General features: G+C 55.5%; 2 protein-coding genes and 1 pseudogene. All 3 read right to left on the bottom strand.

Features of this window, described 5'->3' with window-relative positions:
* Positions 1-19: 19 nt before the first annotated feature.
* The gene (locus tag AC0V2Y_RS28965) at positions 20-193 is read right to left on the bottom strand and encodes a hypothetical protein (protein ID WP_475418305.1); all 174 of its coding nucleotides are present in this window, start codon (positions 191-193) and stop codon (positions 20-22) included.
* Between the two features lie 106 nt (positions 194-299).
* The gene (locus tag AC0V2Y_RS28960; RefSeq protein WP_475418494.1) at positions 300-578 is read right to left on the bottom strand and encodes a hypothetical protein; all 279 of its coding nucleotides are present in this window, start codon (positions 576-578) and stop codon (positions 300-302) included.
* 85 nt (positions 579-663) lie between these two features.
* Positions 664-982 (bottom strand): annotated as a pseudogene (locus AC0V2Y_RS28955) (hypothetical protein); the annotation flags it as partial.

Genomic DNA, 982 nt, shown 5'->3' with positions numbered 1-982 from the left:
GCTTGGGTGAGTGGGGATTTCATTTGACTGCCTTCACACCCCATCCGGCCTGCTGCAACGTTGGCAGCTCCAAGGCTGGTGGGAAATCGCCGCCAAGTGCGGCTGCTGCTGCAAGTGCCTGACGCTCTGCTGGGGACATGTCGTACTCCTGTGTTTGCTTTCGATTGAGCGACTTTACCAAAAAGATAAACATGAGGCAAGCGTAATTTACCAAAAAGATTAATTTATTCTTTTGTGCAGAGCTGATGGGAAATCTAAGGGCGAAAAAAAGCCCCGATCAACGGGGCTGGCAGAGGAATTTAAAAGGGCAGTATTGGAGACGGTGGCTGCCGGTAGCGTCGCCAGGTGATTTCGTCAGCGTTGATCTGGTTGATCAGCGGTCCGATGTCGAACGTGGAGTAGCTGCGCGAGAAGCCGCCGACGCGCGGCGATACCAGCAAAATAGGGAGGTCAGGGAAGTATCGCTGTGCATGTGCCAGCGCGGCTGGACCGGTGGACGGCCAGGTATGCTCTGGCTCAACCTGGACCACGGCCAATTGAATTTGCTTGATCTTGATTATAGCGGCGGATAGTTGCATAAAGGCATTATGCTTTGACTATTGCCAATTTGAAAGTGATTGGGGATGCGAGGGCATTAAAAAGCCCGCGCACAGCAGGCTCCTGCTATGGCTTGGCTGCGGGCGCAGGCGCCACTTGAGGCGGGGCTGTTGCAGCCGGCTGCGCGTAGATCACGACCGGCGCTGGCGCAACTGACGCAGGCTTCGGCGCCATATTGTTGAGTACCAGCACAATCACCGCAATTCCAACACCAACCAGCCCAGAGACAATGGCCACCACCCTCGATAGCGTGTCTGTCGTCGCCTTGTGGATATCCGCCGTGGACTTGTGAAGCATCGACTCGAAGCGAGCGAAATTTGCATCAAGTTTCGTGTCCATAGCGGCAATTCCGGTGGCAAGCTTCGCGTCCAGTGCAGCCATGCGC

The organism is Janthinobacterium sp. BHSEK, from assembly GCF_056174685.1.
Note: the sequence above shows the minus strand (reverse complement) of the source record. Positions and strands in the feature narration are given on the sequence as shown.

What these genes read in the sequence shown, in the direction of transcription:
- AC0V2Y_RS28965 (WP_475418305.1), bottom strand. Translation starts at nt 193, where the DNA reads ATGTTTATCTTTTTGGTAAAGTCGCTCAATCGAAAGCAAACACAGGAG.
- AC0V2Y_RS28960 (WP_475418494.1), bottom strand. Translation starts at nt 578, where the DNA reads ATGCAACTATCCGCCGCTATAATCAAGATCAAGCAAATTCAATTGGCC.